A 24,875-nucleotide genomic window follows, 5' to 3' on the forward strand; every position below is an offset into this window, starting at 1 on the left:
GTCGGTGAGACGTCTTGAAACCCTAGGGTTACGAGACACCGGGATTATTGGAGTTAGGGCCGTTCCCCAGTCAGGCTTGGCGTGGTTGTGTCCTATGGAGAGGAGTAGTGCCTCGCGGAAGTGTGTCAATGTGTTGATTTTTCCTTCTTGGTGACGGGTAAATTGCCGTCTTTTGTGCCTCAGTTTCGTTGACCCGTTAGGGGGCGTGCTAGCCGTAGCGGCTGAGTCGAAGGAGAAAAGTCTTCTACACCTCCTAGCCTTTGGCTCTCAGGGTTTTCCCAGATTGACGTCAAAATTCACAGGTTACTTTCAGGTAGGAGCGGAAGGGTGAACGGATGAAGCCGATTAGTAAATTCGCAGTAGGAATTGTGGCACTGGCAACTGTCGCAACTCTTGGGGCTTGTACTGGAGTCAATACACCAGTTTCGTCCTCTACATCTACATCTACGTCTGCAAGTACAACATCTACGTCTGCAAGTACAACCGGCTCTTCATCGGTATCACTGCCGAGCGATGAAACCGTCTTTGGCGCTCAGTCAAAGGTTCTTCTTGACCAGAATCCAACTGCTTCTGTAGTTCAAACAAGCACTGGCGATGGAGATAAAACCTTCACTATTCCTGCACTGCCTGAAGGAAAGACACGGATCGGGTTAGTCATTAACTGCTCTTCTGGGGACTGGAAAGTGCATATTGACCAAGTGACACCTGCTAGCAGTGGTGCACTTTGTTCGCTGGACATCACACCTTCAGCGGACTTCCCTGTTGATAATCCTGAGAAAGAAAACAAGCTCTCGATTAATGCTCAAAGCTCAGCAAAATATTGGATCACAATTTTTTACAAGTAATTAAACTAGTAAGGAAGAGACGATGAAAATATTAAGAAGTGTAACGGCGCTCCTCGGAGCCTGCGCCTTAGCGTTGACCGGGGTAGCATCCGCGAATGCATCTGATGTTAGCGGAGGCGCTTCCCCTTATGGATTGTGCAACGGTGGTGTTCCAGACCTTTCTGTCACCAATGTAAATCGAGCATACGTACCTGGTTCGTATCAGTTGCCAGGTTCCCCGGGTGCAAACCTCACGATCGCAGTGGGGACATCTTCAACTGTCACTGGATCAGTAACCGTATCAACGAGTGTTGAGGCGGGAGCAATTTTTGCCAAGGCCTCCGTTAGTGCTGGTATTACGCTCAGTGCCTCGACTACCAGCACCGCAACCTATTCTGTAAACGCAACTATTCCCGCTGAGGGTGGGTACATAGAGCTTGGATCTGAAGGACGATCATTTAACTGGTCCGCAACCACCTACAACAATAATTGCGTTGTCACCAATCAAGAAAGCGGTTCCGGAACTGGTGCAACAACAACACCTTACGGATATCTGTCATGGGTAGGTTTTGTCTAAGCCGGCAAATCATGATTTCAAATCAACACAGGTCCGGTAGTTACGTCTTTACGCATAGAGACTGAAATATCTATCAGCTGATTCGATGCAGGATCATCGAAGAGCGTCGACTAGCCTGGATCGGTTCAATTATTCAGTGTGGCCACCAATATTGATGTTGGTGGCCACACCCGTTGGTCAAATTTAGGGCTTCTTGGTCGCTATTCGCGGCTGGGGCAATGCTCTGGTGGTTCCACCTACGCGAGGATGAAGCAAGAAGCCGGATTGCTGTGTTTGGATGAACCCTGAATATCCACCAGATCCCACTCCTGCGTATCGCCAATCGTCGTCCCTGCGCGTGCGGCGATTTTGGCTCAAATATTCATCAGACCGCTCGTCACAAGGACCTACGCGGCAGTAGATCCAGAAATCTTCTACCTAGAACTCCGCTGCACGTTCGTAGTCATCATAGCGATCGCTGGCTCTGCTAGCAGTCTGGCAAATTCTCTCCATTGTGAAGCAGGGAAAAACCTCCACCGGCTCACCGATGCCTTGGGTAAATTTTATGACAGTCAGCCTCAGTCCTCCATTGAACTCATTTGCCGTTCCTCCCATTTTCCTCGCTCCCCAAGAATCAAGGAGTACGGAATAATTCTCTCTATCGTTGTTCACGCTACGCAGTCGATGTAGGAACAAAGATGTTTAGTCCGACCGGCAATGCAAACTCTGTGAATATGACGTCGAGTTGCTAAGGAGTGACGCTCACTTCAGGTCTGGATTATGTGAATAGGCCCCGCGAAGAGCCCTGAAACTCCGACCGTCAAAAAACCGTGCGGCAGTTCTATATATTGAATTGCCACTGCATCGTCGTTGTTTGTCGTCCGAGGCGGAGCAGGACTTCCCGCTGACTGTCTCATAACCCAAGTGTCCCGAATCCCATGCGTTACATGACGCCACTAAATAGTCTGTTTTGCCTGTTTCATCGTTACAGCTCGGAGGCGTCCGTGTGATCTTGCTCGAGGGCTGCGGTGATTGCTTCGGGTGAAGGCAGAGTGGCTTGCTCATTAGCAGGAAGAGCTTCGTAGGTGTAGGACATGACGGTCAGGGGTTGGGATGAACCGTCGAGTGCATAGCGGACGGTGCGCTCATTCTTGGAACCGCACGCGAGAATCCCGACAGTCGGTGCTTGCCGGGGCAGGCGGAGCATGTCGTTGACTGCTGCGGCGTAGAAATTGAGCTGGCCTAGGTGTTCTGGTTTGAACTTGCCGGCTTTCAATTCCACGACGACGTAGCGGTCAGAAGGTACGTGGTAGAGCAGCAGGTCGATGTAGAAGTCGTCTCCGTCGACGTCGAGATGGTGCTGACGACCAACGAAGGCAAACCCCGGGCCAAACTCGGTCAGCGTCTGCGCCATCCGGAGCGTCATGGCCTCTTCCATGGCATGTTCCTGGGCTTCTTCAGTGAGACCGAGGAAGTCAAATATCAGGGGGTCCTTGGCAACAGCCCTTGCCAGGTCGGTGCCTTCTCCGGGCAGTCTTGCTTCAAGGTTGTTCGGGGCCGAACCTGTGCGGCTGTGGAGGCTGGTGAGGATCTGGTGTTCCAGGACGGCGACAGACCAGCCATGCCCAACAGCCTTTGAGGCGTACCATCGGCGCAACTCTTGGTCATTGAGCTTGTTCAAGAGCACGACGTTGTGACTCCAACTCAATTGTCCAGACGGTGTCTGGACAATTGGTTCCGGGCCATTCCACGAGGCAGCGAATGCACGCATGTGATAGACATTCGTTCGCGAAAAGCCTTTCATATGCGGGAATTCTGCCCGTAGATCGCGTGCCAGCCGATCAAGTACCTTATTCCCCTAAGGTTCGGTCACTTGCCGGGTGAGAATGGTCTGCCCTATGTTCCAATACAGCTCGATCATGGCGGTATTGACCACACGCTGCGCCCGTCCTTGTGCCTCCCGTACGAGGCTTTTCAAAGTAGTGAGGGCAGCTACGTAATCTACTGGGAAGTCCGGCTCAAGCGTGGTCATGAATCCACCCTAGTGCGCCGATCCAACGGGTGAGTCCGTAGTTGTCCAGACGGTGTCTGGACAACTCATCACTACGAGGTCATAACCAATGGTCAGCTCTGCACTGTACCGAAAATTACACCTGCACGCGGAAAGCGGAAGCTACTTTTGACACTAAATTTTGGGATGGTCCTATTACGCGGAGCCCGAAAACTTCGTGTCCGTGACTGTTAACTTCGTTTGGCGGTTAAATCGCAGATTGGTTTGGCGGTTTGCTTGCTAAGTTCTTGGGGATATTACCGACCAAAGGGTCGGTCTATAAAGTTGCCATGCGCTATCCATGGTGGGGTGTGTTGAGCCGGTGGATGAACTCGTCAGCTTGAGCCAGATTGCGGGCCATTTTGGCTCGTTGATGGCGAGCCTTCTCAAGAAATTCCGTCAATCGGGCCTGCGCGTCAGTACCTGCTCCCTCGGTGCCATTCAGGGCCAAGATGCTCAGGATGTCGGCCATTTCCTCTAGCGAGAAGCTCAGGGGCTTCATCTGCTTAATGACCATGAGGCGTTCGTAGTCGTCCTCTAGATAGACGCGAAAGCCGCCCTCAGTGCGGGTGCTGGCCGGGAGTAGGCCCACGTCGTCGTAGTGCCTGATAGTGCGGTGCGACAACCCTGTTCTTTCGGCGAGTTCTCCTATATGCATCGTTGCTGCGCGCGCCTTCTCTGTCATTCGAGTCTCCATCAGTAATTCCTACATCAACTCTACCCTTACGTTAGGGTACAGTTGCAAGTGAGTGGTGAGTCCTTCAAGGCTATCTCCCGCTCCTTTGGCGCAGGGTCGCGTCCCATAACTCTTGAGAAATGCGAAGGCACTGATTTGTGCCTTCTTGACCATGAATGGAGCCAGTAAATGGCCATGACAACAGTGGGTGCCAAGCCGCCTCTTACCCCGGAACAGCTTCAATCCGTGCGGGAAACACTTCGATCTCCACGCCGCCTCAAAACTGAGGTCTTGGCCGGTCTCGTCGTGGCGTTGGCATTGATTCCCGAGGCTATCGCGTTCTCCATCATCGCCGGTGTTGATCCGCGGATCGGATTGTTCGCCGCGTTCACGATGGCGGTGACGATTTCTTTCGTGGGTGGACGCCCTGCCATGATTTCCGCCGCGACCGGGGCTGTGGCGCTGGTGATCGCACCGCTGGTGAAGTCCCATGGCATCGATTACTTCATTGCCGCCGTCATTCTCGCGGGCATCTTCCAGGTTATCTTGGGCCTGTCGGGGGTTGCGAAACTGATGAGGTTTATCCCCCGTTCGGTGATGGTTGGATTCGTCAATGCCCTGGCCATCTTGATTTTTATGTCCCAGGTCCCGGAACTGCTCGGCGTGCCGTGGATGGTTTATCCCTTGGCGGTTATCGGTTTGGTCATCGTTTTCGGCCTGCCGAAACTAACCAAGGCTGTGCCAGCCCCTCTGGTCGCCATCGTTTTCCTAACCCTCATTACCGTGGTGGCGTCAATTGTTGTTCCCACAGTGGGCGACAAGGGAGAATTGCCAAATTCGCTACCGTCCTTGTTCATCCCGAATGTTCCCTTCAGTCTGGAAACGCTGCAAGTTATCTTCCCGTTTGCGCTGGCTATGGCTTTCGTGGGTCTGCTGGAATCCTTGATGACTGCCAAGCTCGTTGATGACGTTACTGACACCCATTCCAACAAGGCCCGGGAATCGTGGGGTCAGGGAGTGGCCAATATTGTGACCGGTTTCTTCGGCGGCATGGGCGGTTGCGCCATGATTGGCCAGACCATGATCAACGTTAAAGCCTCCGGCGCCCGCACCCGCATCTCCACCTTCCTCGCCGGAGTGTTCCTGCTCATCTTGGTCGTGACTCTCGGGGATATTGTGTCCGTGATCCCCATGGCCGCCCTGGTGGCTGTGATGATCTTTGTATCCGTTGCCACCTTTGACTGGCACAGCATTCACCCCAGCACACTGGCGCGCATGCCCAAGAGCGAAACCATCGTCATGGTCTCCACCGTGATTGTGGTTGTCGCCACCCACAACCTGGCAATCGGGGTCGGTGTTGGTGTTCTGGTAGCGATGGTCCTTTTCGCCCGGCGGGTCGCGCACTTGGTCACCGTTGAACTCCACCTGGCAACCATCGATGGAGTAGAAACGGCCACCTATGTTGTGGACGGTGAATTGTTTTTCGCCTCTTCCAATGACCTGTTTTCTCAGTTCGACTACGCGCTGGACCCGGAGAACGTCGTTATCGACATGCACGCATCCCACCTGTGGGATGCCTCCACCATTGCTGCGCTCGATGCGGTCACCGAAAAATACCGGCGCCACGGCAAACACGTCACCATAACCGGACTCAACGAAGCCAGTATCCTCATGCGTGAAAGGCTCTCCGGGAAACTCGGAGCAGGCCACTAACGCCCACCGCATCCCAGACGTGCGCTCAAATAAAGAACCCCTTCTCGGCCCTCAGGCCGGGAAGGGGTTCTATTTTTGAGTTGGTGTCCCTGTCAGGGGCGGTCTTGTTGGTAGACGTCAGGGATGCCATCATGGTCGGCATCCTCTGCTTCTTCGGCGTGTAGTTTCCGGTAGTAGCGGTTTCTGGTCGACAGGACGGCTGTGGCAAGCAGTGCCGCCAACACTGATGCGGCAAGGATGCCGATCTTGGCATGGTCATCATGGGCACTGCCCTGACCAAAGCTCAACTCCGCCACGAGCAGTGACACGGTGAACCCGATCCCCGCCAACAGGGACACCCCGAACACGTCGATCCATTTCAGAGAGCGGTCCAAGGATGCCTTAGTGGTTTTAGTCAGCAGCCAGGTCGTGCCCAGAATTCCGGCCGGTTTGCCCAGTACCAGTGCAACCACAATACCGATGGCGACGGGGTCTGTGGCGGCCGAGAAGAGTCCGTCCCATCCGCCGATGGCGACGCCGGCGGAAAAGAACGCAAAGACCGGCACGGCGATACCTGCTGAGATAGGACGGAATCGGTGCTCAAAAATTTCTGACAAACCCGGGCCGTTGCCTGGGCCGCCGCTGGCTTGGGAGCGGATCACCGGGATGGCGAATCCCAGCAGCACCCCGGCCACTGTCGCATGAACCCCGGAAGCATGAACTAGGGCCCAGGTGACCAAGGCCAGGGGAAGCAGGATGACCCAGGCAGCCCACGCCTTGGTCCCAAAGAAACGGCGGTATTTTTGTGCCAAGATCGTGTAAATTGCCAGCGGAATCAGAGCTAACAGCAGCGGCCCGAGCTGGATTTCATTGGTGTAAAAAATGGCGATGATGCTAATCGCCAACAGGTCATCCACTACCGCCAAGGTCAACAGGAAGATCCGCAGGGCACTGGGCAGGTGGGAACCAATGATGGCCAACACCGCCACCGCGAAGGCAATGTCAGTGGCCGTGGGAATGGCCCACCCTCGAAGCGTCTCCGGACTGGTGAGGTTAATCAACGCATAAATCACAGCGGGTACCACCACGCCGCCCACTGCCGCTGCGACAGGGACAATGGATTTACTGAACTGTCGTAAATCTCCGGCCACGAATTCGCGTTTAAGTTCCAGCCCCACCAGGAAGAAGAAAACTGCCAGCAACCCGTCAGCCGCCCACGCACCCAAGCTAAGTTCAAGGTGCCAGGGTTCGTACCCGACACGGAAGTCACGCAGGGCAAAGTAACTGTCCGAAACAGGAGAGTTAGCCCAGATGATGGCTATCACGGCTGCGGTGACGAGCAAGATGCCACCCACGGTTTCTTTGCGCAGGATCTCTCCGATTCGCAGGAACTCGGAATAGCTGCCCCGCCCGAAAACAGTGGTCCGTGGTGGTGTGGAAGGTTCTTGCGTCATAGAGAAGTCCTTGATGGGTCGCCAATAAAAATGTCGACCAGACTTCCCGACTCACCTGCGAAAATCCTATCGCGGCGACCCCCTCTTCCTCTAACGGTGACATTCACGCAGGCGCTCATGGCACGCCCACATACCGCTCCGATCCTTGAACTTCTCAGCTCGATGAGATTCAATGTTCTCAAGCTTTGACCGCCCCTCCTCGACATTCGAGGCCGATCACTACCCCTTTCCACCTCCATCGAGGCGCACAAGACAGTTACTCCACGGTGTCTCAAATACGGTCGTTTATGGAACGCACGACCCTCATCGTCATATGGTGTCTCGTGCAGGGCTGTTCTTTGTAGCAAAAGCCAGTTTCATTTTCTATGCTTCGCTTCTACCCCCAGATGATGGGTATTGGTACATTGCGGGTATGGGACATCTCTTGGGTTACGCCCGCGTGTCAACGGCTGACCAGGACGCTGCCCTGCAGCAAGATGCGTTGGAAGCTGCTGGCTGTTACCGGGTATTTACTGATACCGCATCGGGTGCCGTGCAAACTAGGCCTGAGCTGTCTAAGGTGCTGGATCAGTTGAGGCCCGGTGATGTTTTAGTGGTGTGGAGATTGGACCGGCTCGGGCGGTCTATTAGGCATTTGATCGATCAGCTGGCAGTTCTGGAAGAACGCGGTATCGGCTTCCGGTCGCTGCATGAATCCATTGACACCACTTCCTCCGGTGGTCGTCTGGTGTTTCATCTATTCGCGTCTTTAGCGGAATTTGAACGTGACCTTATTAGGGAGCGAACTACTGCTGGTTTGGCAGCTGCCCGGGCCCGCGGCCGAAAAGGTGGGAGGCCTTCGCTGCTGACCAAGGAGAAGATTGATACTGCACGGCGGCTGTATGCCCAGCAGGAAATGACGGTCCGCAAGATTGGTGAAGTCATTGGGGTTAGCCGCAGCACCGTTTATAGGGCGTTGCAATACGACCGACAGACTGATTCTTCGCCTCGACCATCCGCCACTGAATAGAACACCCATGTAGCCATGAATGCCGGGGCCGGCTCAAAGAGCCAATATCAATTCTTAGAACCTGACAATATCGCCGTTGCCCGGTGGATGGTTTTGCGAGAACATGTCGAAAACGGTAGCCCACTCACGACACTTGCAAGCGAACACGGTATCTCGTTGCGAACACTGCAGCGATGGCACCACGCATACAAGCTCTACGGCAACGCCGGGCTAGAACCTGCTCCCCGGCCTAAGCGCGGACGAAAATCACCGCCTGAACTCATTATTTTGATCGAGGGCTTGGCGTTAGTAAAGCCGCGCAAGACCACCGAAGCGATCCATCAACAGGCCAACAAAGTAGCCACGCGACAGGGATGGCCGACCGTTTCTTATTCGACCGTCCGCTCGATCACCGCCACCTTGGATCCGGGAATGCTGACCCTGGCGCATCAAGGCCCGGTAGCGTACCGCGATCAGTACGAACTTGTATGGCGGAGCAGGGCCGAACGTCCTAACGCGGTATGGCAGGCTGACCATACCCAGCTGGATCTCTTGATCCTAGACTCCGACGGCAAAACAATCCGTCCTTGGCTGACAACAATCTTGGATGACCACTCTCGCGCGATCTGTGGATACATGGTTTTCACCGGCGCGCCCTCATCCATGAACACAGCGCTGGCACTACGCCAAGCGATCTGGCCAAAAACAGACAGCACGTGGCCGATGTGCGGAATCCCCGATGTCCTCTATGTTGACCACGGAACCGACTTCACCAGCCACCACCTTGCACAGACCGCCAAAGACCTTCACTTTGAGATCGTTTTCTCCGCAGTCGCAAGGCCCCAAGGCAGGGGAAAGATTGAACGACTATTTGGCACGATCAATACTGAACTTTTGTCAGGCTTACCCGGATACCTGACCCAAGGAGCCCGTAATCCTCGCCCGCAGCTCACCGTCGCTGAATTGAACGGCACTATCGCTGACTTCCTGACACACGCCTATAACCAGCGTGAACACCAAGAAATAAGACAAACCCCACAGCATGCGTGGAGCGGCAACGGGTGGCTGCCACGGCTACCGGCAACCATTGAAGAGCTCAATTTACTCCTGCTCACTGTCGCCAAATCCCGCATCGTCCACCGGGACGGTGTGCACTTCCAAGGACTGCGCTATATCTCACCGCTCCTTGCCGCCTATGTAGGAGAACACGTCATTGTCCGCTACGACCCGGCGGACATAGCCGAAATCAGGATCTTCCACCGAGGCGCCTACCTCTGTAAAGCGGTTGACCCCACACATGAACGGTCCACCGTAAGCCTGAAAGAAATTCAAGAAGCCCGCGCAGCCAGGAAACGTGAGTTACGGGGGCAGATCAACGAGCGAATAGCCACCGTTGCCCACCACCTGCCTGCTAAGAACCGGGACTTCACGACCGAACCAGAACAAAACAGGCGACCACCCGTAAAACATCGATTAGACACATACCAGGAGGATCGGTCATGACCCCCTCAGGCTTCATAGCGACGAAGGAACACCGCCGATTCGTGGAATTCGCCAACGCAGTACGTCGGCAACGAACCATAGGGATCTGCTACGGCCAAGCAGGCATTGGTAAAACTCTTTCAGCCCGCCACTACGCAAGCTGGCAACAAGCAGAAACGCTCCTAGAACAATGGGGCCCACGGCAAGACAGCGACCCAAGAATCTACGCGGCCCTAGCAAAAACACGATCAGTGTTTTTCACCCCAGGTGTCCTCACCCGACCAAATCAGATCCAAGAAGAACTAGCTCGTACCATTACCAGGGCCTCAGCGTGCATCGAGGAACACCTACGATCCACGAACACCAAAAAGGGTCCAGCAAAAGATCAAAACAAATATGTTGAACTGATCATCATCGACGAATCAGAAAGACTAACCGCTACATCCCTAGAAGTCCTCCGCGATAAATACGACCGCAGCGAAATCGCCATGATCATGATCGGCATGCCAGGCATTGAGAAGCAATTCAGCCGCTACCCCCAGCTTTACAGCCGCGTGGGTTTCGCCCACGAGTACAGGCAACTCGTAGATGAAGAACTCAACTACGTTCTTCAACGAAAATGGCTCAAACTCGGTCAAAACCTAGACCCCGAAGATTTCACCGATGCCCAAGCCATCGCCGCTATCGCAAGGATCACCCGCGGCAATTTCCGTCTCATAGACAGACTCTTCGTCCAAATGGAACGAATCATGAAAATCAATGAACTCACCACCATCACCGACGACGTCGTCGAAGCAGCACGCTCCACCCTCGTGATCGGAATCAGCTAAACCGCCATTCCAGGCTGCGAGAAAACCGCCACTAGAAGTTAACAGTCACAGGCCATGATGTATCCCATGTATGGGAACGGGTGGTTCGCTGTGGCCTTTGGTGTGTTGGGTGTGCAGACTCTATTTCTCGGGGGAGTGGCAGCTGCCGCTCTTATCGTGGCGCTTCGTCAGCAGGTGGGGCGAGCCGCCGCTGGACACGCACCCTGGAGGGAGGATGCTCAGGCCATTCTGAATGAGCGTTTCGCCGAGGGTGAGATTGATGAAGCTGAATTCACATCCCGACGCGCGGTGCTCAACGGCCGGGACTGAAGTGTTAGCAGGACACGAGGAGCTCAAATGGTACTCAGTGTCATCTCTGGCGCCGGGCGGTCCAGACTAGGTAGCTGCCTAGGGTCGTCACGACACCAGCGCCGCCGGCAATTAGGGCGTTTTGCCAGGTACGCAGTCGTTCCCGGTCTGCCGCTGTAAGCTCGCCGATCCCTCGAACAAATGCTGCAACTATCATCCCGGCGACCAGACGGTTGCCGATTCGTTCAGCTCTGCTCACCAGCGGGACCAATTCCTCTGACCGCAAGTGGACCTCGACGCCGTCGTCAAGAATGTCAAGTAATCGCCGTATCTTGTCGGGAAGATTGGCGCTCAGATCCGCGGCCTCCAGCCCCCATTGAGACAGGTTGCGGATGAGATTGCGGGGAATTGCCCGTTCGAAGGTCATCTTGCGGGCATAAGGCTTAATCACTGTGCCGAGGTTGAAGTTCGGATTCAGTCGCGCGCCCATTCCTTCGGTCATGAAGATCATTTTCGTCAGCATGGCGATTTCGCTCGGGAGTTGAACATGGTGATTGCGCAGAATGGCCAATATTTGCCTGATCAGGGGCGAGATTTCGATTTGGCCTAGTTGACGTCCTTGATATTGCTCCATGAAGCGCAGAACGTCTTGCCTTAGGTGGTCTCGATCCGTGACGGGACGGTTGACGGAAAGTTCGAGCAGTGCACGGGCGATTCGATCGGGGTCATTGACGCTAAATGCCATCAACAAATTCCCGAGCCGGTCCCTTAACTCTTGGCTCACCTCACCCACCATGCCAAAATCGATCAATCCTATGCAAGCAGTTGATTCAACAAAAAGATTGCCTGGGTGTGGATCTGCATGAAAAAAGCCGTCCTCGAAGATCATCTTGACGGCGGCCTTGGCTGCTAGGTCAGCCAGTCGATTTCTGTCGACGGCCGGCATGCCTATGACGTCGTCGTCGTCGATCTTCAATCCATAAATCCGTTCGATTGTCAGTACCCGGGACGTGGTGGTGGCCCAGAAGATTCTCGGAACATGGATGCTTGAATCCTGGGCGAAATTCTTGGCGAAACGTTCCGCGTTTCGGCCTTCCTGCAGATAGTCGAGTTCCGCGCGAAGTGTTGCGGCAAACCCACTGGCGATCGCCTCAAGATTGTAATCAGCCACCGCCGCCCAGTTTCGACTTGTTTGGTGGGCGAGGTTCGTCAGAATCTCTAGGTCCTCTTGGACTTGGGCGACGACTCCTGGGCGGCGAACCTTGACCACGACTGCGGTGCCGTCATGCAGTGTTGCCGCATGGGCCTGGCCAATAGAGGCACTTGCCAGTGGAACGTCACTAAAAGTACTGAAAAGCTCTTCGGGTGTTGCCCCGAGCTCCTGCTCGATGAGGGAACGGATGATAGCTGGAGGCACTTGCGGTGCCTCGGTTTGAAGTCTGGATAGTTCGGTGAGGAAGTCTGGCGGAAGGATATCTGGCCGGGTGGAAAGTACCTGCCCGAGTTTGATGAAGGTCGGACCAAGCTCTTCCAAGGCCCGTCTCAACCGCTCTGGATTTGAAACATCGTCAACTGGCCACGTTTTTGGCAGTAGGTGCAACCGTCCCAGCCCCATTCTTGTGGCCAGGGAGCCAAAGCCATGCCGTGCCAAGATTTCCGCGACCTCGGCGTACCGTTCAAAATGGTTGCTCATGGATTGCTCCCATCATTGGTGACCATACGGGATGGTTCGTCTGGCCCTTGATCCAGTCTGAACGGCGGATACTCGTCCCGCAGAAGGAGTGTGTAGGTGGCTACACGGTAGATCCACCGGTTGATGCCCATGATCAGGTCAAAGAGTGAGCGTTGGTATCGGCCAGTGAACAGGAGCAGGATGGCGACGATGAGCACCAGGATGCCAAGCAACGAGAACCCAGCTGCACGGGAGTAGTCCGATGACCAAGGGTCCCCCTGACCCCATGTCGACCACGTTGCGCTAGTGAATATGGCGACTATTAGCAGGTGAGGGAGGGCCAACAGCCACCCTTTCACCAAGACGAGTCCGTGGGAGAGCCGCTGGGGGTAATCGACCTCGAAGTCGGCGGAATAATCGGTCGACGCCAAAGTGAATGGTGGATACTTATCGGTGGCCAAGGCCGAGTAGGAATAGAAGGTCACCCTCCAGTTCCATCGCAGGACACCGACGCTGAAGTTGAACAGAGCCCATGGATAACGCCCGGTAAAGAGGATGGCGAACCCGGCAATGATCGTGCTGATGAAGACTGCGAACCACAGGAAAAACAAAATGAAAAAATGGGGGATGACCAAGAGCCATTTGACCAGCCACAGCCCTCGGGACAGTTGCGGGTCTAGTTGCCCGGAAAGTCTTGCGGGATAGTGCCGCACCGGAAGAATGTCGGAGGGGGGCACGCCGTCGTCCTTGTCGAAACTCAGCGTCTTCTCGGTGGGCATGGGACCGAAATCATTCTGCTCCTTGGCTTGTGGCCCAAACGTTCCTGGCTTAGCCGACGGGACTCGCCGGCCTAGGCCGATCGCAGCTACAAGGATCAATCCCGCCCCGATGATCAGGAAGAATATGCCTGAAATCAACAAGGCTGGTGTGAGGGCACCAAACAACTCCGAGTGGAATCCGGCGTGCATGTTCACACTGACCCCAGCGGTGGCATCGGCGTTCATGACCACCATGACCCAATCGCCACCGCGAAGGGCCATGGTGATTTGCTGCGGACCTATGCCGGAAGACGATTCAGCCCAAAAACTCTGCGCTGCCGGTGGTGTTGGGATTGCCGTGCCAAGGCTGTCAGCGTAGCTCACCCGAAATGGGGACGTTTCGATACCGGTGATTTCGGTCGTATGTACACCCCTTAGATAGTTCTCCACGTCAACCTTTGGACCAATGCCAATGAACACTTCGCCGCTGGGGGCAGTGGATGTGGCGTCAAGCCGGATGCTGCCAAGGTCAAAGGGAACCTTGTCGACCCCGATCTGGGCTGGGGGAGAGGAGAGCACGTAGGAATTGGTCGAGAGCCCGCGCGTCGGGGAATTGAAATAACCGTCAGTACCTTGCTGGGAATTGACCACTGCTGAGGCCACGCCGCCGACGATCCCGCCGACACCGAGCAGCGCAAGCAGCATACCCAGCACCAAGGCAACAACGGCGCCTACTCCTCCTCGTCGCGCATTGCCCGAGGGAGGGTTCGTGATCTCAATTGCCGAGTTGTTAGTCATGTCATCACACCGCTTTCGTTGCTTACCACTGTGTGTCCAGATGTGGCAGCACTAGAGGCGAAGGTCCCCGCTGGCTCGATCGCTGCACAGGGTCGGCTGAGGCTACTCATGTCGTTGGGACGGCCTCTTGGCCACCTGTCAGTCCATCTCCGGGATACTGCATATCAAAAGCAGAAGATTCAGTGAGGGGTAACGGTGATGAGCGTCCCGGAACTGCTCATTCTGGACGAACCAACCAAGGGCTTCGCATCGACAACCAGCCGCTGATCCCCTCTGGCTCCAGCAGCTAGAGGCTGGGCATAGAATACGCGAGCAATTCGCCGATGCGGCACCGTGGCGATTAGACGGCAGTGCCGGTGTTTCTAGGACGACTAAGGATGACTTTGAGAGCCTTGGTTTCCGAAGCGCGGGAGAAGGTGTCGTACGCGTCGAGAAACTGGTCAAAGGTGAAATGATGCGTCGCCAGTTTGTCGGCAGGGATCTTGCCCTGTGCCACGAGTTTGAGGAGCATGGGGGCGGTGTTGGTATTGACGAGGCCCATGCTGATGGTGATGTTGCGGATCCACAGCTCCGCCATGTTCAGTGTGACATCTTGCCCGTGGACCCCAACGTTAGCCACGTGTCCACCGGGCCGGACGAGGTCTATGGCCATGGTGAGTGTTAGTGGGGTACCAACTGCTTCGATTGAGACGTCCACGCCGGCACCATCAGTAAGGGCTAGTACTTGTGTCTCCCACCCGGTGGAGCCGGAAACCACGGTGTGGGTGGCACCAAAAGTGACAGCCTGTTCGAGGCGATTCTCATCCAAGTCGATGGCGATGATTGTCGCTGCGCCGTAGAGCCCGGCTGTGGCAATGGCGGCAAGTCCCACAGGTCCGGCACCAATCACTGCCACGACGTCTCCTGGGGTGACATGACCGGCTTGGACACCTATTTCAAATCCTGTCGGCAGGATGTCTGAGAGCATGACCCCTTGATCGTCGCTGACGTTCTCCGGCAATTTATATAGAGAGTTGTCCGCATACGGCACCCGAACATATTCCGCCTGGGTCCCATCGATGAGGTGGCCGAAGATCCAACCGATGCCGGGTTCCCCTTCCTCGCCGAGGCAGTGAGAGTAAAGTCCCCTTCGGCAGTTGGTGCAATGCCCGCACGACTTGATGCACGAAATGATGACACGGTCGCCCACTGCAAAGTTGCTGACGGATGAGCCCAGTTCGATGATTGTTCCGACTCCTTCGTGGCCCAGAATGCGCCCCTTTTGCACTGCAGGAACATCGCCTTTGAGAATATGAAGATCCGTGCCGCAAATGGTCGTTGTATCGACGTTGACTATGGCATCGGTAGTGTGGCGGATTACCGGATCAGGGACCTCGTCCCAGCTGATGTGTCCTGGCCCGCCGTAGACGAGTGCTTTCATTGCGTGTCCTTACTTTTGGGGCGGGTTGTCAAACAGGGTGCTACTCAAAAGAGGCACGGCGGGCATCGGCCAACGGTGTTCTCCAAATGTCGGGCTTGGTAACGTGGAATCTCCGGCCACTGATGTTTAGTGGCATGATCTGCATCAGGTGATTTTTGACGCCAGCTTGCCACGGCTCTAGTGTGAGATTTTCTGCCATGGCAAGCTCAGAGTCCGCGCGGATCGCCAGAACCGTGCCTCGCAGGACTACACTCCACGCCTGTTCTGTTTGAGGCTCATAACCATCAATTTCAAAGGCAACAGGTGTGTTGCTCGTTGAGCCGTGCAGTTTGGTGCCTTCGGCTGTTCTGAAGACGAGTGAGCCATTGCCGACGGCGTAGTTGATGGGAAAAATGTCAGGATGGTCTTCAACGACAACAGCGAGTCGCCCGATTACTTGTCCTCGGAGCCTTTCCCAGCATTGATCCTCGGATAGGAGCTGAATCTCCGGCGTGGTACCTGATGGTGGCGGCCTAGTAGTCATGAGATCGACACTAGTCACCCTCATCTTAGGAACATAGGGTACAAAGTCCCCGGCTTGGGATACCTCAATAGTGCTGTGCTGACTCACGCTAACGGCAGGAATGCTGGTATCGGGCGTAGGCTGTCAATGATGGCCCGGACTTGTGGGGCCATTGGCGCGATGACCGATATCCGATGTTCATTCCAAGGTGGGTCTATGAACGAATCTGATGCGCATGAGACCGTTCCATTGTTGCCCAACGCTGCCACGATCCGGATTGAGGACTTGCTGCGGGAGTTTGTAGACCGGGCGGGCGAATTGCTCTCCACACAGGAAAGGATGCGCGGCTTGCTGGAAGCCGTGGTTTCCGTGTCGGAAGACCTCAGTCTCGATGCGGTTCTGGAAAGGGTTGTGAAATCAGCCTGCACACTTCTGAAGGCCCGCTACGCGGCGCTGGGAGTCATTGGTGAAGACCAATCACTGAGTCACTTCATTACCGTTGGCATAGATCAGGAACTCACCCGCAAGATCGGTCCCTTACCCACCGGGCACGGTGTCCTAGGACTGCTGACTAGTGATCCGCGCCCATTGCGGCTGCACGACTTGCACGATCACCCTGCCTCCTACGGTTTCCCTGAACACCACCCACCCATGGTGACCTTTCTGGGAGTCCCAGTGCGAGTGAGGGGAAAGGTCTTTGGAAACCTGTATCTGACTGAAAAGGATGGGGGTGAAGACTTCACGGCCGAAGATGAGGAACTGGCGGTGGCACTGGCCGCCGCGGCAGGGGTCGCTATTGAAAATGCTCGCTTGTTTGAGGATGCCAGACGCCGTTCGCGTTGGCTGGAAGTGTGCATGGATGTCACTGGCAAGATGATGGATGACGAACGCAACATCACTGAAAGCAGTCTGGATATGATTGCTGCCACCGCTTTGGTGGAGTCGGATTCTGCTCTGACGATGATCGGGGTCTCCTCAGCGGGTGGACCTGAATTATATGTTGCTGCCGCCGCTGGCGAGCGAGCGCCACTCTTGGCTGGCCGGTCGTTGGCTTTGGACTCTCCAGCAATTGCGCAGGTATTGCGGACTGGCGTCCCTACGGTGTTCGATGACGCTACTGACCTGCTCGGTGCCGAGGACGGGACAGCGTTTGGGCCCATCATTGTCATTGCCTTGGGGCCCCAAGGCGAGAATCAAGGCTTGTTGATCTTGTCGCGCAGCCAGGGATCTGGCAGCTATTCCAAGGTCGTGGTGGAGATGAGCGCTATTTTTGGCTCCCATGTTGCTTTGGCCTTGGAATTGGCCAGGACTCACCGGTTGCGTGAACAGATCATGATCTTTACAGACCGGGATCGCATTGCCAAGGACCTGCACGACGTCGTCATCCAGCGGCTCTTTGCCGCGGGTCTGAGTATCCAGAGCCTGCAGCGGTTTATTACAGACAAGACGGCGTCCAATCGGATCCGGGCCGTCACTACAGAACTCGACGAGACTATTCGAGAACTCCGCAACACCATCTATTCATTGCGAGTCAGTTCCGGTGAAACAGAGTTGCTGAGCGACTTGATCTTAAGAGCCGTCCGCAACGCTGCCAAACCACTTGCTTTCGCGCCGCGATTGAATTTGGCTGGCCCCATCGACTCTGAGATTTCAGAGGAGACAGCCGAGCATCTTCTGGCTGTCTTGTCCGAAGGGTTAAGTAACGCTGTTCGACATTCAGATGCCGGGGCTATCGAGGTCTCTGTCGATGTGAACGTGGAGCACGTGACGCTCATTATTGACGATGATGGGGTTGGTCTGGGAACTCCGGAACATCGTAGTGGCCTCACCAATATGGGCCAACGTGCAGCATTACTCCACGGGACCCTTGAGCTCGAAAGTACAAGTGCCAGTGGAACCCGCCTGATATGGCGTGTTCCTGCTGCGGATGCTCAGTGACAGTCATCTCGGCACGAAACATTTCACCACCAATTTCCTGATTGGGGCAGTGCTGCTTCTCAATGCAGGACACGGCCTAGAACCGGCGTGGGCGTTCGACCTCCTTGCTCAGCGCATCACGGCGGTCCCACGGCTTCGTCAACGTCTGGTGAACACCCCATTCGGATGTGGCCGGCCGGTCTGGGTTGATGACCCCTTATTTAAGATCGCCAACCACGTGACCACGTTGCCGTGCCCAACTCCCGGGGGCGAGTCGGTGGTGCTGGGTATTGCAGCCGAGCTGATCGGACGTCAGTTGCCCCGTGATCGCCCGCTGTGGGCGGCAACGCTTGTGACAGACACTGCACCAGGGGAGGCGGCCCTGATTTTGGTCTTCCACCACGTGCTGGCCGATGTGATCGGAGGGTTGGCGGTTCTGGCGGGACTTGTGGACGGCGCAGGGGAGAGGGACAAGCCGATTGAGTTTACGCCAGAGGTGGCCGACGTGGGGTTTCCGCGACCGGGCCCGTCGAGAACGCAGCTGGCTATTGATGCCGCATTCGGACGTATCTGTTCACTCCAGCGGCTCCCCGCGGCACTGTGCCGGATCGGTAACGCGGCGGCCGAACTACACCCAATGGTCCGGGTAAGAGCGGCACCCACATCGCTCAATAGGCGGACCGGACCCAAACGCACCTTTGTCATCGTCCGGACCGATGTCAACATGGTTCACCGGGTTGCCCACGCCCGCGGTGCCACGGTGAACGACGTCGTGCTTACATCAGTCGCCACTGCGCTGCAACGCCCCTTGGAACGGCGCGGCGAGCTTGTTCATGAGATCGTCATTTCCGTACCATTTTCCGAGCCTCGCCAAGACAGGAGCGGGAACCTCGGCAACCATAGCGGTGTGATCCCGCTGGCCATCCCGGTCGTGGGGGACCCGGTTACTCGACTCAAGGCGGTCTCAGAGCCAACGCGCGCCGCCAAGCAGAAGCCACCCGGGGCTTCCACGGCTGTGCTCAGCCCGCTGTTCCGACTGTTGAGGCGAGTGGGGCTGTACCAGAGGCTCATCACTTCGCAGCGGTTGATCCATACTTTTGCGAGCACGATGCGCGGCCCAGAGATTAGGCAGGCGCTGCTTGGCTGTCCGATTACCGGTATGTTGCCCCTGAGTGTGCCGACGGGAAACATCACGGTGTCATTCGTGGTGCTCAGCTATGCTGGCGAGCTTGCAGTGACGATCGCCGACCATTGCACCGGGGCCTGTCGAGTGACCAGGTAGCCCACCGGAAATCGGCCGGGCTGACGAACCGGATCTCCCGCTGCCTTGGTTGAAGCACGTTGTTGAGAGTGAAATCGCTAGTCTGAGTTAACCTATGACTGTTTCTCTCGTGGGGCGCCAGCATGCTCATGGTGCAGGGTATGTATTACGGTGGATTCTTTATGGTCGGTTTGTTGCAACTCGGCCTGCGTTGTAGTGGGCTTGTGCTTGGCTCAGGGTGAAGGGCTTGTTGTTATAGATGGCAACGTTGTCGAGTTCCCCTTGGAAAGAGTTGTTGATCCGTCCCTCGGGCCATGCAGTGGAGGTTCCCGTGCCTATGACCCAGGTGCCTGTGGTGGCCGGGCCTGTTTTGACTGAGAGGACTCCATTAGGATTTTTGCCGTCCACAAATATTTGAAAACCTCCAGAATTGGACAAACTGACAGCAACATGATGCCAATTGCCATCGTTCAATCTAACGTTGGGGGTCAAATAGTCCGCCGTTGAATAGGGTGGCGTGAGCGCAAAGCGGAGCTGCCCGGTGGAGAGCATGGAGAGAACTCTGTCGTCGGCGGTGTCCGCGGATGTCGGGTTTTTGACGGTGAAGGACATCAATTTACCGCCTAAGGTGCTGGTGGTTCGGAACCACAGTTCGTAGGAAAAGGTTTGGGGTGCCTGAATGCTTTGGGTTGGGGTGGTGATGCTGTTGGTGATTCCGTCAAAGACGGCAGATTTTCCACCATCACCAACGCACGAGGGGGTTGACTCCGTCCGGATGCCTTTGAAGGTCGCGTTGGCAGTTCCGGGCGCCACAGAATCAACTACTGTGGACCCCGTGTCGGCGTCGAATTGGTAGAGGGAGCTGGGCCCGTCAGCCAGTATGGTCGCGCCACAGCTCAATGCGCCGGTGAAGGCATTGCTGGCGTTGCGCGAAGTTGCTGTGAAGGCAGCATGGGCGGCAACGGGAACTGATCCGAGCACCAGGGCTGAGGCCACAACTGCCGCACCCAGACGCACACTGCGCCGGCCTGTGGGCCGCATCTTGGTGCGCATCATGGCAGGGGTTTGGTTGCCAGTCACTCCCAGAGTCTCCAGACCGCCTCGGAAGTTTCGTGGGCGGAACCACCTCGGTCCTTGCCGCGCGCGGGTGGATTCGCTCGGTGTTTGCTCCGCTGCAAATCCCGATCGAAGGTACTGGCCCAGCACATGAGAATGAACGTACCCACTACGGCAAAAACTTTCAGCCACTGTGCCGTGGCCATCCAGTAGACGGGGAGCCCCACATACGGGACATTGAGGAACCCCACACCATGAACGGCGGCCGGAGCAACAGGGGAGGCGTCATTGTCATTGTTGGCATCCCCACGCAGCACCAAGGATCCGGATTCATTGGTTTCCAGTGTGATGTCTCGGGTCATAGTTCTCACTTGATGTGAGGAGAAAATAGTTCCACCTCGGTCTTCGGATCGGGGTGTTTCTTTTTTGCCTGGTAGTTCTTGCTTCCGTCGAGGATGAATTCGGCGATGATCTCTCCGGTGTCGCGATGGACGACGATGACGTCGAAGTCTTGTATGAGTAACCGAACTTTGCTGTATTTGTAGGCTCGCCGATGCCAAAATGAAGCAGTTTACCGCCGTAGCGCAGGCTCACGGTTCCTGTTGCATAGATCCGGTCCGTGCGCGCACGGAAGTGCGGCTGACCTTCAGCCATGGTCGGTGTTGCTTTGGGTGTCGCGAGGTAGCTGGCGATGGGAGTATTGTCGGCCTAGCGCGCGATGAGGACGCTGCTCGTTGTAGATGTGCTGGAAGCGGGCAAGCTACTCTTCCAGGTCCCGCCGGCTTCTCGCGGGGGTTTGCACCGCCAATCAGTTCTTCAGCGTTTGATGGAAGCGCTCGATCTTTCCCTGGGTTTGCGGATGATACGTGGAGCCATTCTTCTGGGTGATCCTGAGCCGCTTCAACAAATACTCGAACGCGTTGGGCCCGCCTTTGCCGGCGCGAAACGGTTCGTGTAGCCCATGCCGTTTCCGGTCAGCGTTGAGGCCGGGTACCCGTACACGTCCGCGGTGGCAGTGAACGTTGTCGTAACAATGATCCCGGTAACGCGCGCGTGGGCACTTATATGGAGTAGAAAACGGGAGCAGTCATCGAGCCAGGAAATGACCTTGACATCATCTCCGCCAGCCAGAACCCGGTGGGTGAAATCGGACTGCCGTGTCTGGTTGGGCTGGGCTGCTTCAAAACGGTGCCAGGAGGACCGAGGCTGCTTCTAAGGCTGCGGAATAACCATCTGCGCGCTCCGCAGCACCCGCCAGATCGTCGAAACAGCCGGAACACTGGCCCCTTCACGACCTAGGTGGTCGGCAATGGACTCCGCACCCGCGTCCAGCCCGGCAGCGGCCAGTTCAACACGGAGTTCCCGTATCCTGGCCCGCACGACTTCCGGGGTTGCCCTCGGGTTCGTGGCCGGGCGCCGCGAGCGAAGTTCCAGCCCCGCCTCAACGCTGTGTTTATAGCGTGTCAACAATACATGAATCCATTGCCGGCTGACATTGAAACGACGCGCCGCCTCCTCCGGAGACAAACCCATCTGAACAACAGCCAGATCAATGACACGATTTTGATCCAAAGATGACATAACCAATCATCGCCACCGTCAACGATGTCCCGACATCACACACCACCTTGGGCACGTTGAAAAGAAGACCTCTTGGAAACATTAACTGCCCCTATCGGGCCCGGACCAGTTCCTGCCACTCTCTGACACCCATCCCACACCTCGATCAATTAGGTGTTGCGACGACCGGTTGACTACGGTCGGTCTTCGACCTCTGTCGGGCGTTCGGGAACGGGTCGGCGTTCTTCCGGTGATTTGTGAGTTTTGCGGAGGGTCCGCTCGGCCCGCAAGGCTTCCATGACTTCGCGCCGAAAGCCGCCACGGGCCTGGATATAGAGTGCCTGGTAGATCGTTTCGGGGCTCACGCGCATCTGCTCGTCATCGGGGAATTCCTTGATCAACGTCTTTGAAATCTGTTCCGGGGACCAGCAGGTGAGTAGCATTTCCTTCACGTACTCACGCAACGGACCGTCGGCTGCCAGTTTGCTGGCTTTGGGCCTGGCACGGGCTGCGACAGCCATGCGGTGGGCGCCGTAGGGCTGGTAGCCGAGCCGGGGATGGCTGTTGCGTGAGATCTCCCGGCTGAGTGTGCCCGCGCTGCGTCTCGGAGCCCGACCGATCGCCCCGATCGACTTCTTGGCCCGCAGCATGTCGGCAATCGCCAAACATTTATACGCCACTGAGGGCTTATCGCTGGCACCGGCGCAGGACTTGATTGTCAAGGATTCTTGGTCCCAGCGGTACCCGTGCATCGGTTCACTCGTACCGCCGTGATGGCGGCCTTATGGGTTGCACCTACAGCACACAGGCGGGTGTATTCCGCGTGCTTCTGTGCACTCCTCTTGACATTTTCCACGCCAGCGACGCGCGCCCAACTATCGCCCTGACTACGCGTAATTCCGGTTTCCCGGGCGGCCACACCGATGTTGCCCACACGTTCGAACACGACTAGGAACGGGGCCCTTTTCGGCGCCAAGACTTCCTGTCGGGCCGTCATTCGCTGGCGCGGTTTGCGTTCGAGGGCCGTCAAGGCATACGACCAACCGAAGGCCGTTTGCGTGTTGCTGCCCAATCCTTGGGCCGCGGCACTGACACTGCCCAAACGCTCCTTGGCCTCAAGGAACACGCCCTATCCTCCAAGGATTACTTGCGGTTCTTCCGGACGGCCGAGGCGACCGATGAAGAACTGCATTTGTTCGTTAAAAAAGCATCTTGAAATGATAGTGGTTCCATGAGCGTGAAAACTCCCGAAGATCGGAGGTGTTTCAACGATCACTAGAACTCAAGTGGTGCATCCAGTTCTGACGTTGACGACCAGGTGCAGGGATGTAGGCGCGCATCTCGACGCCAAGGTCAGAACTCGATTCCCGGGCCCGCGCCTGCCGTCCGGACTTACGCCGTCGCTTTGGCCCCGGGGCCCCGTCCGTAAACATCGGATGTATGGGCTTGCCAATTGCTGTGACCGTGGTCATAATGGGATGGAATTGCTCCAAAGTTCGGATGTTACTAGAACCTGCGGCACGTTCCCAAGGCTTGCTGGCAGCGCACAGTCGATGCTGCGCATATTCTTCAGGTGGGCCCGGCCCGCATTTCCTCCTTCATCCGCTTCCCCCGATTGAAAGGCACGTCCCCATGGCCAACGCACCCCACCCGGAGCAGGCAGACTTCACTCCTGACAATATGGCAGCGGCGGGAGCCGTCGGTGCCGTGGTGGACGAAGGGTACGTCTGGCCGGAAGACCCCCGCACGCGCGCCGCCTTGGAGCATTGGCGCTCGCTCAAGTTCGGCGTCATCATGCACTGGGGTCTCTACAGCCTGATGGGCCAGGACGGCAGCTGGTCCCTGTGCCGCGAGAATAAGGGGACGTTCATGGACCCGCCCGCCAGCTGGACCGGCAGTCTGGACGACTATGCTGCCCACTACCGCGGGCTGCGCCGTGAATTTTCCGGCCAGGACTACCGCGCCGCCGACTGGTCCGCGGCCTGCGCCCGCGCAGGCATGAAGTACCTGGTGTTCACCAGCAAGCACCACGACGGATTCTCCATGTACGACACGGCTGAATCCGACTACAAGTCCACGGCCCCGGACGTGCCCCTGGGCAGGGACATCCTCAGGGAAACCTTTGATGCCTTCCGCGCCGAGGGGCTGGAGACGGGCGTCTACTTCTCCAAGGCTGACTGGGCGCACCCGAACTACTGGAAGTCAGATGCGAAGACTGTGGACCGATTCCACAACTACGACATCGCCGTGGACCCTGAGTCCTGGAACAGCTTTGTCCAGTTCACTCAGCGTCAAATAGATGAATTGCTCACCAACTATGGAGACATCAACGTCCTCTGGCTCGACGCCGGCTGGGTCAAGGCGCCAGAGGAGCCCATTGGAATCGACGCAATCGCCGAGAACGCACGCCGTCGCCAGCCCGACATCCTCGTCGTTGACCGGGTGGTCCACGGCGTCAACGAAAACTACCGCACCCCCGAACAGGAAGTGCCCGCGGAAACCCTCGACTACCCTTGGGAATCCTGCATCACGCTGACGCCGGGTTGGTGCAGCATGCGCCCCGAGGAAGTCACGCGCCCAGTCCATCAGATCATCGAAACCCTGGCCACGATAGTCAGCCGCGGTGGAAACTACCTGCTCGGCATCGGCCCGGACGCCACCGGCGCCCTCTCGAGCCATATTGTGGCGGCGCTGGAAGAGGTTGGCGCCTGGATGGACGTCAACTCCGAGGCCATTTACGACACCGTGCCCGGCGGTGCGCACCTGGTGGTCGCTTCCGATGGCGGAGCGGACCTCACGTGGCGCACCACCCGGACCGCTGCGGCCCTCTATGCCATCGGCCTGCTTGGGTCCGCGGAGGGCCACGACAGTGCTGAAATCTTGGTGCGGACCTCCGCCGCCGTGGCCAGGGTCCGCCTGCTGGGCCACGAGGCGCCTCTCCATTTCACAACGGACGACGGCGGGGCAGTGCGCGTCCTGCTGCCGGCCACCGGGGCGAGAAACGCCGTCGTCCTCGCCTTTGATCTGGCAGCCGCGGGAGAGTAGCCCGCAACGAAAAACGGCCCCGCCCGGGCAAATCGACCGGGCGGGG

At 56.8% G+C, this 24,875-nt stretch carries 22 protein-coding genes and 1 pseudogene; 9 read left to right on the forward strand and 14 right to left on the reverse strand.

Annotated elements, in window-relative coordinates:
• Nucleotides 1-335: 335 nt before the first annotated feature.
• Nucleotides 336-845 (forward strand): hypothetical protein, encoded by a 510-nt coding sequence (locus CXQ93_RS20410; protein WP_146073237.1) that lies wholly within the window; start codon nt 336-338, stop codon nt 843-845.
• 1,520 nt (nt 846-2,365) lie between these two features.
• On the opposite strand, the gene CXQ93_RS21280 is transcribed toward CXQ93_RS20410, so the two are convergent.
• The 4 genes and pseudogenes from CXQ93_RS21280 to CXQ93_RS15475 all read right to left on the reverse strand — a co-directional run bounded on the left by CXQ93_RS21280 (nt 2,366) and on the right by CXQ93_RS15475 (nt 4,115).
• The gene (locus CXQ93_RS21280) at nt 2,366-2,983 is read right to left on the reverse strand and encodes a PDDEXK nuclease domain-containing protein (RefSeq protein ID WP_308470633.1); all 618 of its coding nucleotides are present in this window, start codon (nt 2,981-2,983) and stop codon (nt 2,366-2,368) included.
• Nucleotides 2,960-3,226: pseudogene (locus CXQ93_RS21285) on the reverse strand (DUF1016 N-terminal domain-containing protein); the annotation flags it as partial. The gene CXQ93_RS21280 and the pseudogene CXQ93_RS21285, both read right to left, overlap by 24 nt.
• A gap of 12 nt (nt 3,227-3,238) precedes the next feature.
• The gene (locus CXQ93_RS21290; protein WP_308470632.1) at nt 3,239-3,412 is read right to left on the reverse strand and encodes a hypothetical protein; all 174 of its coding nucleotides are present in this window, start codon (nt 3,410-3,412) and stop codon (nt 3,239-3,241) included.
• A gap of 313 nt (nt 3,413-3,725) precedes the next feature.
• Entirely contained in the window at nt 3,726-4,115 is a 390-nt protein-coding gene (locus CXQ93_RS15475; protein WP_104111442.1) for a MerR family transcriptional regulator, read from the reverse strand.
• A 180-nt stretch (nt 4,116-4,295) separates the two neighbouring features.
• Between CXQ93_RS15475 and CXQ93_RS15480 the strand changes: the two genes are divergently transcribed.
• The gene (locus CXQ93_RS15480; protein ID WP_104111331.1) at nt 4,296-5,819 is read left to right on the forward strand and encodes a SulP family inorganic anion transporter; all 1,524 of its coding nucleotides are present in this window, start codon (nt 4,296-4,298) and stop codon (nt 5,817-5,819) included.
• Between the two features lie 92 nt (nt 5,820-5,911).
• Here CXQ93_RS15480 and nhaA read toward each other — a convergent pair whose 3' ends face one another.
• Entirely contained in the window at nt 5,912-7,252 is a 1,341-nt protein-coding gene (gene nhaA, locus CXQ93_RS15485; protein WP_104111332.1) for a Na+/H+ antiporter NhaA, read from the reverse strand.
• A gap of 412 nt (nt 7,253-7,664) precedes the next feature.
• On the opposite strand from nhaA, the gene CXQ93_RS15490 reads away from it, so the two are divergent.
• The 4 genes from CXQ93_RS15490 to CXQ93_RS15505 are packed head-to-tail and all read left to right on the forward strand — an operon-like array spanning nt 7,665 to nt 10,861.
• Entirely contained in the window at nt 7,665-8,261 is a 597-nt protein-coding gene (locus CXQ93_RS15490) for a recombinase family protein (RefSeq protein WP_104111443.1), read from the forward strand.
• A 15-nt stretch (nt 8,262-8,276) separates the two neighbouring features.
• Nucleotides 8,277-9,743, forward strand: a complete 1,467-nt coding sequence (locus CXQ93_RS15495; RefSeq protein WP_258069050.1) for a Mu transposase C-terminal domain-containing protein — start codon at nt 8,277-8,279, stop codon at nt 9,741-9,743.
• Nucleotides 9,740-10,552 (forward strand): AAA family ATPase, encoded by an 813-nt coding sequence (locus CXQ93_RS15500; RefSeq protein WP_104111333.1) that lies wholly within the window; start codon nt 9,740-9,742, stop codon nt 10,550-10,552. The genes CXQ93_RS15495 and CXQ93_RS15500 overlap by 4 nt, the downstream gene beginning before the upstream one ends.
• Before the next feature lie 54 nt (nt 10,553-10,606).
• A complete protein-coding gene (locus tag CXQ93_RS15505; RefSeq protein WP_219817367.1) occupies nt 10,607-10,861 on the forward strand; it encodes an SHOCT domain-containing protein in 255 nt (84 codons plus the stop codon).
• Between the two features lie 40 nt (nt 10,862-10,901).
• On the opposite strand, the gene CXQ93_RS15510 is transcribed toward CXQ93_RS15505, so the two are convergent.
• The 4 genes from CXQ93_RS15510 to CXQ93_RS15530 form a co-directional block, all read right to left on the reverse strand.
• Complete coding sequence (locus tag CXQ93_RS15510) at nt 10,902-12,374, reverse strand: AarF/ABC1/UbiB kinase family protein (RefSeq protein ID WP_258069051.1); 1,473 nt, start codon at nt 12,372-12,374, stop codon at nt 10,902-10,904.
• Between the two features lie 155 nt (nt 12,375-12,529).
• Nucleotides 12,530-14,068, reverse strand: coding sequence for a DUF4389 domain-containing protein (locus CXQ93_RS15515; protein WP_104111336.1), 1,539 nt, complete (start codon nt 14,066-14,068; stop codon nt 12,530-12,532).
• Between the two features lie 340 nt (nt 14,069-14,408).
• Entirely contained in the window at nt 14,409-15,488 is a 1,080-nt protein-coding gene (locus CXQ93_RS15525; RefSeq protein ID WP_104111337.1) for a zinc-dependent alcohol dehydrogenase family protein, read from the reverse strand.
• 40 nt (nt 15,489-15,528) lie between these two features.
• Nucleotides 15,529-16,098, reverse strand: coding sequence for a pyridoxamine 5'-phosphate oxidase family protein (locus CXQ93_RS15530; RefSeq protein WP_258069052.1), 570 nt, complete (start codon nt 16,096-16,098; stop codon nt 15,529-15,531).
• Between the two features lie 108 nt (nt 16,099-16,206).
• On the opposite strand from CXQ93_RS15530, the gene CXQ93_RS15535 reads away from it, so the two are divergent.
• A complete protein-coding gene (locus CXQ93_RS15535) occupies nt 16,207-17,928 on the forward strand; it encodes a GAF domain-containing protein (RefSeq protein WP_104111339.1) in 1,722 nt (573 codons plus the stop codon).
• Complete coding sequence (locus tag CXQ93_RS15540; RefSeq protein WP_146073238.1) at nt 17,918-19,189, forward strand: wax ester/triacylglycerol synthase domain-containing protein; 1,272 nt, start codon at nt 17,918-17,920, stop codon at nt 19,187-19,189. The genes CXQ93_RS15535 and CXQ93_RS15540 overlap by 11 nt, the downstream gene beginning before the upstream one ends.
• Nucleotides 19,190-19,348: 159 nt before the next feature.
• Here CXQ93_RS15540 and CXQ93_RS15545 read toward each other — a convergent pair whose 3' ends face one another.
• The 5 genes from CXQ93_RS15545 to CXQ93_RS15570 all read right to left on the reverse strand — a co-directional run bounded on the left by CXQ93_RS15545 (nt 19,349) and on the right by CXQ93_RS15570 (nt 22,910).
• The gene (locus tag CXQ93_RS15545; RefSeq protein WP_104111341.1) at nt 19,349-20,248 is read right to left on the reverse strand and encodes a LamG domain-containing protein; all 900 of its coding nucleotides are present in this window, start codon (nt 20,246-20,248) and stop codon (nt 19,349-19,351) included.
• Nucleotides 20,245-20,586, reverse strand: a complete 342-nt coding sequence (locus tag CXQ93_RS15550) for a hypothetical protein (protein ID WP_104111342.1) — start codon at nt 20,584-20,586, stop codon at nt 20,245-20,247. Before CXQ93_RS15550 ends, CXQ93_RS15545 begins: the two co-directional genes overlap by 4 nt.
• Nucleotides 20,587-21,436: 850 nt before the next feature.
• Complete coding sequence (locus CXQ93_RS21140) at nt 21,437-21,805, reverse strand: helix-turn-helix domain-containing protein (protein WP_104111344.1); 369 nt, start codon at nt 21,803-21,805, stop codon at nt 21,437-21,439.
• Between the two features lie 173 nt (nt 21,806-21,978).
• On the reverse strand, nt 21,979-22,506 hold the full coding sequence (locus tag CXQ93_RS15565; protein WP_146073239.1) for an IS30 family transposase: 528 nt from the start codon (nt 22,504-22,506) through the stop codon (nt 21,979-21,981).
• Complete coding sequence (locus tag CXQ93_RS15570) at nt 22,503-22,910, reverse strand: hypothetical protein (protein ID WP_104111346.1); 408 nt, start codon at nt 22,908-22,910, stop codon at nt 22,503-22,505. Before CXQ93_RS15570 ends, CXQ93_RS15565 begins: the two co-directional genes overlap by 4 nt.
• A gap of 506 nt (nt 22,911-23,416) precedes the next feature.
• Between CXQ93_RS15570 and CXQ93_RS15575 the strand changes: the two genes are divergently transcribed.
• Nucleotides 23,417-24,829, forward strand: a complete 1,413-nt coding sequence (locus CXQ93_RS15575) for an alpha-L-fucosidase (protein WP_104111347.1) — start codon at nt 23,417-23,419, stop codon at nt 24,827-24,829.
• The last annotated feature ends 46 nt before the right edge of the window (nt 24,830-24,875 follow it).

The organism is Arthrobacter sp. N199823, from assembly GCF_002929705.1.
GTDB lineage: Bacteria > Actinomycetota > Actinomycetes > Actinomycetales > Micrococcaceae > Specibacter.

Bases quoted from the DNA above. Each gene is read 5' to 3' on its own strand.
- CXQ93_RS20410 (WP_146073237.1), top strand. From the start codon at position 336: ATGAAGCCGATTAGTAAATTCGCAGTAGGAATTGTGGCACTGGCAACT.
- CXQ93_RS21290 (WP_308470632.1), bottom strand. From the start codon at position 3,412: ATGACCACGCTTGAGCCGGACTTCCCAGTAGATTACGTAGCTGCCCTC.
- CXQ93_RS15475 (WP_104111442.1), bottom strand. From the start codon at position 4,115: ATGACAGAGAAGGCGCGCGCAGCAACGATGCATATAGGAGAACTCGCC.
- CXQ93_RS15480 (WP_104111331.1), top strand. From the start codon at position 4,296: ATGGCCATGACAACAGTGGGTGCCAAGCCGCCTCTTACCCCGGAACAG.
- nhaA (WP_104111332.1), bottom strand. From the start codon at position 7,252: ATGACGCAAGAACCTTCCACACCACCACGGACCACTGTTTTCGGGCGG.
- CXQ93_RS15490 (WP_104111443.1), top strand. From the start codon at position 7,665: ATGGGACATCTCTTGGGTTACGCCCGCGTGTCAACGGCTGACCAGGAC.
- CXQ93_RS15495 (WP_258069050.1), top strand. From the start codon at position 8,277: ATGAATGCCGGGGCCGGCTCAAAGAGCCAATATCAATTCTTAGAACCT.
- CXQ93_RS15500 (WP_104111333.1), top strand. From the start codon at position 9,740: ATGACCCCCTCAGGCTTCATAGCGACGAAGGAACACCGCCGATTCGTG.
- CXQ93_RS15505 (WP_219817367.1), top strand. From the start codon at position 10,607: ATGATGTATCCCATGTATGGGAACGGGTGGTTCGCTGTGGCCTTTGGT.
- CXQ93_RS15515 (WP_104111336.1), bottom strand. From the start codon at position 14,068: ATGACTAACAACTCGGCAATTGAGATCACGAACCCTCCCTCGGGCAAT.
- CXQ93_RS15525 (WP_104111337.1), bottom strand. From the start codon at position 15,488: ATGAAAGCACTCGTCTACGGCGGGCCAGGACACATCAGCTGGGACGAG.
- CXQ93_RS15535 (WP_104111339.1), top strand. From the start codon at position 16,207: ATGAACGAATCTGATGCGCATGAGACCGTTCCATTGTTGCCCAACGCT.
- CXQ93_RS15540 (WP_146073238.1), top strand. From the start codon at position 17,918: ATGCTCAGTGACAGTCATCTCGGCACGAAACATTTCACCACCAATTTC.
- CXQ93_RS15550 (WP_104111342.1), bottom strand. From the start codon at position 20,586: ATGACCCGAGACATCACACTGGAAACCAATGAATCCGGATCCTTGGTG.
- CXQ93_RS21140 (WP_104111344.1), bottom strand. From the start codon at position 21,805: ATGTCATCTTTGGATCAAAATCGTGTCATTGATCTGGCTGTTGTTCAG.
- CXQ93_RS15575 (WP_104111347.1), top strand. From the start codon at position 23,417: ATGGCCAACGCACCCCACCCGGAGCAGGCAGACTTCACTCCTGACAAT.